Raw genomic sequence first — 8952 nt, forward strand, 5'->3', positions numbered from 1 at the left:
GGCAGTAGCGCCAATAAGCGTTTGATTGGCTACTTTACCTCGGAAAGCGACTTATCGATTGAAGCGTTAAAAGCGGAAATGGGTGAGCGTTTACCAGAATACATGGTGCCAGCGGCGTTAGTTCAAATTGCAGAAATTCCATTGACGCCGAATGGCAAAATGGATCGTAAAGCGTTGCCAGAGCCGGCAGAAGACGCCTTTGTGCGCCAACAGTATGTGATGCCAATCGGTGATATGGAGCTAACTCTGGCATTTTTATGGCAAGAACTACTGGGTATCACCCAAGTGGGGCGTTTTGATAGTTTCTTCGAATTAGGTGGGCACTCGCTATTGGCAGTGAAATTAGTCAATGAGCTGCATCAACGTGGCATTACATTGGATTTAGCCACCTTATTCGCGACGCCGGTACTGTGTGAATTAGCGGAAACATTCACTCAGCGTCAGCAAGAACAGCGCTCTTTGACGCTATCGTTCCGTGAAACAGGCAATCAAACACCGCTATTCATCGTTCCTGAAGCAAGTGGTGAAACCTTATATGGGCCGCTGTTAACCGCACATATTGATAGTGATATTCCGGTTTATGGCCTAGTGGCTCCTGATCGCAGTGAGCCTTCACTAAAAACCGTGCAAAAAGTGGCGGAGCATTATGTGCGAGCTATTCGTCAGCGCCAATCACATGGGCCATATCGTTTAGTCGGTTGGTCATTCGGTGGCACGATGGCTTATGAAATTGCCGCACAATTAATTGGTCAAGATGAGCAGATTGAGTTTCTTGGCATCTTGGATCGTTGGGCGGTATTACCCAGCTTTGAGCGTGAGTACCATCAAGGCGTTCGTTTCGAGACTATCGAACAAGAAATTGCCTTTATGAGTAAAGAAATTGTCGAATATCAAGTTAACCACAGTGAAGATTGTCGTGTGTCGGCGGAAGATATTCGAACACTTCTGACGGAAAGTGAACGGTGGCAGGACCATTTTTGTCTGGCGCAAAAAATGGCTATCTTACCGCGCGATTGGAATGCAGAATATTTCTATAACTGGCTGATTCATCGCAGAGATTTGCTTCATGCAGATTATAAGGTTCCAACAATACCAGTGTCTATTGATCTATTTGTTGCTCAGCAACGCCCAATGGAAGAGCAGGGGATACATGATCCATACCTCGCTTGGGATCAGGTGCTACCCACCGATGCTATTCGAGTCACCCCATTATCAGGAGAGCATCAATTGTTAATTTCGCAGCCTTGCGTGGCCGAAACAGGTAAGGCGATTAGCGACGCGATTGCTAAACGACGAAATCAGCATGAGGTTCAACAAACGCCAAGTTACGATCCCGTCGTTAAACTGCAACTGGGTAAAGTGGATTGTGCACAGGTATTTTGTATTCCAGGAGCTGGCGATAACGTCTTTAGTTTTATGGATTTAGCTGGGCAGTTAGGCAATGATGTGAGTATTTTTGGCTTACAACCAAGAGGATTGTGGGGCAAAGAAGCTCCCCATTCTTCAGTTGCTGCAGCGGCCCGATTCTACTGTGAAGCCATGCATAAACACCTAAATGACCAACCGCTGCATATTGTCGGTCATTCCTTTGGTGGATGGGTCGCTCTGGAATTGGTTAATCAGTTAGAAGAGATGGGAATCCCCGTTGCTTCTTTGACCATTGCCGATTCACGAGTTCCTCAGGCTCATCAAATGGAATATACCGATGTGGCTGCAATGATGAAGTTGATATCGTTATTTGAGATGCAAGGTGTTGAGCTCAATTTAACGGCTGAAATCTTAGAGTCACTGTCATTCGATGAACGATTACGCCGAGTTCATCAAAGCTTGGTAGCCAATCGCATCATGCCTGCGACATCTCGAATCAATCATTTACAAGGGATCTTCCGCGTATTCTCAACCAATATTCGGACTAGCTATTGGCCAGAACGTCGTCCTAACACGACGATCGGGTTGTTGTTATCCGAAGAGGCGAGTCAGCAGCAGCAAGAAGGGTGGTTAGATTGGTCGCCAGAAATACGCGTACAACAATCGACAGCAAACCACGTTAAGCTCCTCAAAGCGCCTTTTGTGCAACAACTGGCTAAATTGATTCAGTTATAAGTGAGTCATGGCTGTAGGGTCCGCTCTACAGCCATGCACAAACAAGGTGGCATTGAGCCTGATAAAAAACAACGGAGGTGAAAAGATGATTAGGACCATTATGCTCCGTTGTAAATGGCCCAGTGTTTTCGCCATAACGTTAAGCAGTCTTGCGGCTCTTGCTGGGCTGGGAATGCTAAACAGCATCATTATAAATTTGATGGAACTCATGAGCAGCCATCAAGTTAATCGCGTCGGCTTTATCATCTTTGCTATCGCTGGAATTGGGGCATTACTGTTTGGATTAGGGAGTAGGTACGTCACCGCTAAGTTGAGCGCAGATGTTGTGTGTGAGTTACGCGTTCAACTGACTCAACGCTTAATGTGTACACCCTATTCCATCGTTGAGACGTTAGGTCAGCAGCGAATTTTATCGGTCATTAATTCCGATGTGGCTAAATTTGCAGATGGATTGCTGCGAATTCCCGATTTTATCTACAGTGTCGTTACTGTGGCACTTTGCGCAGGGTATTTGATTGCGTTGTCCTGGCCGTTGTCTTTTGTCGTTTTTGCTTTTTTCATTATATGCGCGCTAGGTGTGCAACTTTTTTCCCGTGCGGGTATACGTCAGTTGCACATTTTACGTGGTCATGAACAAGATCTGTTTGATGGAATGACGACCCTTGTAAAAGGAATGAAAGAATTCAGTATTAATGTTAATCGACGACGCTTTGTGTATAAAAATAGGGTTACCTGCCACTGTAAAGATATTAAAGAACATCGTGTAAAAGTATCCTTTATATTTCCAATGCTAAATAATATCTCAGATAAATTAGTATTATTCCTTACTGGTTCCATTATATTTTGTGCGGGAAATTATTGGTTAAATACATCGTTTAACATAATTATTGGCTTTATTTTAACAACACTGTATATGGTAAAATATATCGATAATCTGGTCGGATCAATTAACAGATTGGGTGATGTGTACTCTTATTTTAAGAATATTGAAAATCTAGGTTTAAGTCATGCAGCTAATTTTGAGACACGTATCCAAAATAATACAAAACTAGTTGATATGAAACAGTGGAATGAAATTAAAATAAACCAATTATATTTTAAATATAATCGTATCGATTTAGATGAATACTGTTTTTCTGTTGGACCTATTACAACACAATTTAAGCGCGGTGATGTGGTGTTTATTACTGGCGGTAATGGCTGTGGTAAAACAACTTTCGCCAAATTGGTGTTGGGGTTATATCGACCAACTAAAGGCAGTATTAGTGTAGATGGTTTACCTATCTATCATCAGGATGAATGTGAGCTATATCAACAACTTTGTTCTGCAGTGTTAGCGGATTTTCATCTGTTCAATCAGGTTCTTGGTGCTGATGATGAGCCAGCTAATGATGCGGATATTATGCCGTATTTACAACGGCTAGAAATGGATAAAAAGGTTTCAACACATTATGGTTGCTTCTTGTCAACGTCATTATCTCAAAGTCAAAAAAAGCGTTTGGCTTTGATAATGTCGTGTTTGGAAGACCGTTCTATATGTGTATTTGACGAATGGACGACTGAGCAAGATCCAAAGTTCAAAGAAACTTTTTATGCTGAAATAATACCGCAATTAAAACGAAAAAATAAACTGGTTATAGTTATAACTCAGGATGATGAATATTTTGAATTGGCTGATCAACTGATCCGACTTGAAAGTGGTCAGCTTGTAAAAGATATTCATCTAGAGCAAAGTGAAATTAATCTAAAGAAATATTTTGTTAAATAATAAATATACTGTCTAGCTGGATAATTAAATTTAAAGATTATCCAAAAAATTGGAAGTAACGTTTCTGGCTTAAAATATTTGTCTTTTTGTGCAATACAAAAGGGCCCTTTTTAATTGTTAAAATGCGGGTTATCTAAAATGGAAAATCTGAATCGTTTATCACAATTACGTGATGAAACGCAGGCAATGCCTTTGTCCTCTGCTCAACAGGGAATGTGGTTTGCCCAACAGCTTAATTTAGAAGCGAATCCCAAGGTATTCAAAATTACTGAATATTTAAAAATTGATGGGAAAGTGGATGTACAAATTCTACTAGATGCTTTCCAACATACCCTGAGTGAGACAGAATCTTTTCAGCGCATTTTTTATCATACTCAATTAGGTCCACAACAGCAGACAGTGGAGCACCAGCCTTATGTGATCCCTGTTATTGATTGCAGTGAAGCGGCAGACCCAGAACAGATGGCAGGAGAGTGGGTCGAGCAAGAAAGTCAACGTTATTGGGATTTCGACCATGACCGCCTGTTTTCGCTCGCGGTATTAAAAATTAGTGACGAATGCTATTGGTATTTTGCTTGTGCACATCATCTTATTATTGACGGATTTGGCGCGCAGTTACTTTCAGCACGAGTGGCCGAACTATACAGTGCCATGGTTGCTGGAGAGCCGTTGCCTGAATGTGATTTCACCCCGTTAACCAAAATTCTTGATAGCGAAGAACGTTATCGCTCTGCGAAGGCTTATCAAAAAGATCGTCAATATTGGTTAGATCAAATGCAAGGCAAACCGACGCCACTGAGTCTGTCCGATAAACGTGCCGTGTGCACTGATATCTCGCGTCGTCAATCGTATTTGCCTGAGGAGACTCACCAAGCTCTACGTGCATTAGCCGCTCGTTTACACACACCATTACCGCAATTATTAATTTCGTTGACGGCACTCTTTTTACATCGAATTACCGGTGAACAGGATCTGTTAGTGGGCTGTCCTATGACCGGCCGTAGCAACAAAGTCGCACGCCGTTATGCTGGAATGATGTCTAACGTTTTACCTCTTCGATTAGCGATTGATCCGAGTGCTACTTTGGCTACGTTAGTTGAACAAGTACAGGCGCGAGTTCTCAGTACGGTTCGTCATCAAAATTATCGTGGAGAAGAGCTTAGTCAGGAGTTAGGTCTTGTGAATTCTGACGATGCTCTGGTACTGACTCATATCAACATTTTGCCGTTTGAATATGATATGACCTTTGGCGGGTTGCCCGTGCAGGCCAATAACGTATCACTGGGCCCATTAGATGACCTATCGATTAACGTGTGTGATCGTGGGGAAGAGCAAGGCCTCGAATTATGTATTGATGCGAACGCAGCACTGTATGATGACGCAACGCTAGATGCGCACTTTAATCGTCTGTTCCGCTTTTACACTGCAGCGACACAAGTACCGCTTGAATGTGAGTTGGGTGACTATCCGATAATGACCTCTCGCGATATCCAACTGTGGGAACAGTGGAATGATAAAGTGGAATACTTTGGTCCTCACCAACCAGCGTATCGCCTTTTTGAACAACAAGTTGAATTACGTCCTGATGCGATTGCCTTATCAGCAGAAGAGGGAATGTTAACCTATGATGCGTTGAATCGTCGTTCTAACCAACTTGCTCACTATTTGCGTGAACGTGGTGTAGGTCCTGAAGTCAAAGTTGCGGTGTGTTGTGATCGTGGTTGGGATTGGTTGATCGCTTTGCTTGGCGTGTGGAAAGCAGGGGGAGCGTATGTGCCGATTGATCCTGCTTACCCAATGGAACGCATCGATTATATTGTTGAAGATTGTGCCCCTAAATTTATGATCTCTGATGGCATTGTGTCGTTTGAAGAAAGCCAGACTCCGGTTGAAGTCTTGCATATGTCTGACGATGAAGTGTTATGGATGTTTGGCAGTGAAGAAAACCTCACACACCCTGAATATGAACCGAATCATTTGGCCTACATCATTTACACATCCGGCTCTACGGGCAAGCCGAAAGGGGTGATGGTAGAGCATTGCACGCTGACAAACTTGATTCATTGGCATAATCAAGCCTTTGACATGGGTGCAAGTAGTGCGACCTCAAGCGTGGCGGGAATGGGATTCGACGCTACCGTTTGGGAAGTATGGCCAGCACTGTGTGTCGGCGGGCGGTTATGTGCACCCAAATTGGCGGTCACACGCGATCCACAACAACTGCTGACTTGGTGGGCTGAACAGCCGGTTGATGTTAGCTTTCTTCCTACCCCAATCGCGGAGCTGGCTTTTGCTCAAGATATCGCACCGCAAACACTGAAATACTTACTGGTTGGTGGTGATAAGTTAACGCGCAATGCCCCCGAGCATGTAAGTTATCAGTTGGTGAATAACTACGGACCAACAGAAACAACCATCGTAACGACGTCGGGGCTAATGAAAGGTGCAGATGTATTGCACATTGGTGAGCCGATTGTAAACAGTCGTATTTATATTCTCGATGAGCGTCAAAAGCGTGTGCCTTGGGGCGTGACTGGTGAAATCTATATTGGTGGTGCCGGGGTAACACGAGGGTACATTAACTTGCCAGAACAAACAGAAAGCCGCTTCTTAGCTGACCCGTTTTCGGAGTTGCCTGGTGCTCGTATGTATCGCAGTGGAGATCTGGCTCGTTGGCTACCTGATGGCAATATTGAATTTCGTGGCCGTAATGATAGCCAAGTTAAAATTCGCGGTTTCCGGATTGAATTGGGTGAGATAGCCCATGCCTTGCAAGCGTGTCCTGACGTTGAGTTGGGCGTAGTCACTGTCGATAAAGAGAGTCAAGATCAGCGGATTGTTGCGTATTACACGGTGAGTCAAGAAGCACAGCAACGTCCTAGTCCCAAGTTGTTGAATGAGCAACTGACTGAAACTCTTCCTGCTTATATGATGCCTTCTGCTTACGTGGATTTAGAGGTGATGCCTTTGACTGCAAATGGCAAGGTGGATTACCGCGCGTTACCTAAACCGTCTGAAGACGCCTTTATTCATCGTGAGTACGAGGCACCGATTGGTGACGTGGAAAATCGTTTAGCGATTGCGTGGCAAGAGCTGCTGGGCATGGAAAGCATTGGTCGTCAGGACAACTTCTTTGAACTAGGTGGCCACTCATTATTGGCGGTCCAGCTAATTGAAAAACTGCGCCAACAAGGGGATGAATTGGCGATTAAATCGCTATTTACTCACCCAACGTTGCAACAGTTAGCCACCCAAATTAATAGTAACGACTCATCAATAGAGCAAGAGTCGAATGCGCTCGAACAAGCGCATTTAATGGCTTTTGGTCATGATGTTGCTGAGCAAGGAATAGAAGACAGTGCTGGCACAGAAATGACCCAGTTACAGAAAGACATTTTGCAGTATCAATCTTTGGCTGAAAAACAAGCTGAACCTATGATTGCCATGCATGAGCGTTATAGCCAAGCCCAATATTGGGACCAATTTATTACGGCTTACAATGAAACGGGCACTCAAGCTCCTCTATTCTATATCGGTCATGAACATATCGATGCAGAGTGGATTGCTCAGTTAGGGCACGCAATCGATTCTGATGTGCCGTTTTACAGTTTATGCTTAACGTCATCGGTGTTACCTAACTTACATACGATGCAGAAGATCGCTGAATATTATGTTACTGCTATTCGTCAGCGTCAGCCTCAAGGTCCTTACCGCCTGATTGGTCATGGTATTTGCGGTATGGTGGCATATGAAATTGCAGCGCAGTTACAAGGTGTTGATCAGCCGGTAAGTTACTTAGGATTGATTGATTGCTGGGGCGTGACAACGCAAGTTCAGCAAACTCAGTTAAGGGAAAAGGCTTCAACGCCGGTGGTATTTGGTATTGATAGTGTGACTGGCAAAGAGTGGGTCAATCATGAGTATCAGATTCATCGTCTCCCGCTCGCGTTAGATCTGTATGCATCAGAACCGCAACAAGGCTCAATGGGCTGGGAACACTATTTTGCACCAGAGCAATTAAAGGTAACGCCGAGCACGGTCGCGACAGATGTGGCTCAAGGGGTCATGCAGTACTTAACGACTAATCCGATGGTAGCCAATTTGGCTGAGTACAATCCTGTTATTCCGTTGCAAACAGGAGATAAGAAAGGCGCTATTGCGATTTGTATCCCTGGTGCTGGGGACAATGTCTTTGCCTTTGTTGATTTAGTTGAGCAATTAGATAGTGCAATGACAGTATACGGTTTACAGCCGCGTGGAATATGGGGCGATCTGCCACCTCATACATCAGTACAAGCAGCTGCTGATTTTTATTTGCATGCCATTTTGCCGCACATTGAGGGGAGACATGTGCATGTTATTGGTCACTCGTTTGGTGGTTGGGTTGCCATTGAACTTGCGCGTAAACTTGAATCTGTCGGTATTCAGGTTGATGAACTCGTGATGGCCGATACGCAAGCACCTCAAGCGATTCAGCGCGAATATACGGATTTAGAAGTGGTAGCCTATTTAGCTGGATTAATGGAAATGCATGGGGTGAATCTATCCATGACATGGGAAATTCTCGAAACGTTGGAGCCAAACCAGCGCATTGAGAAAGTTTATCAGCAATTGTTACAGCATCATATTTTACCCGCTGCAACGACCAAAGAGCAGTTTATGGGTATTGTTCGGGCATTTGCAACTAATTTAAGAACTGGGTATCAACCTTCGCAATGGCCAGGAGCTCCAACGCGACTATTATTGTCCAATCAAACGATGAGTGAGCAAAATATTTGGCTAAAACATTTACCGAAATTAGAAGTTGCCCATTCACCTGTTAATCATATGCAGTTATTGAAAAAGCGTCATATTCGTCAATTAGTAGAACTTATTCATGTTGGATAAATAAAACACATAGTACTGTAAAATATAATTTTAATAGTTTTGGTTAATAATTATTTATGTCAGTTTGATAATAGATTAATGTTATTTTGTTTATACGAATAAAATTATTAATGGTATTTATTGTTACTATAAAAAATGAGACATTGGTCCCATATGTAACCTTGCTATGTAATAATTAAAGTATGAAGTATTAA

3 protein-coding genes are annotated in these 8952 nt (G+C 43.4%); all 3 read left to right on the forward strand.

Annotated features, from left to right (window positions below):
* Positions 1-2103, forward strand: a 2103-nt coding sequence (locus tag F9817_RS23050) for a thioesterase domain-containing protein (RefSeq protein ID WP_161158556.1), incomplete at its 5' end; no start/stop codon positions are given.
* An 85-nt stretch (positions 2104-2188) separates the two neighbouring features.
* Entirely contained in the window at positions 2189-3871 is a 1683-nt protein-coding gene (locus F9817_RS23055) for a cyclic peptide export ABC transporter (protein WP_161158557.1), read from the forward strand.
* Between the two features lie 138 nt (positions 3872-4009).
* A complete protein-coding gene (locus tag F9817_RS23060) occupies positions 4010-8758 on the forward strand; it encodes a non-ribosomal peptide synthetase (RefSeq protein WP_161158558.1) in 4749 nt (1582 codons plus the stop codon).
* Positions 8759-8952: the final 194 nt, after the last annotated feature.

Source organism: Vibrio eleionomae (assembly GCF_009874545.1).
Lineage (GTDB): Bacteria > Pseudomonadota > Gammaproteobacteria > Enterobacterales > Vibrionaceae > Vibrio > Vibrio nitrifigilis.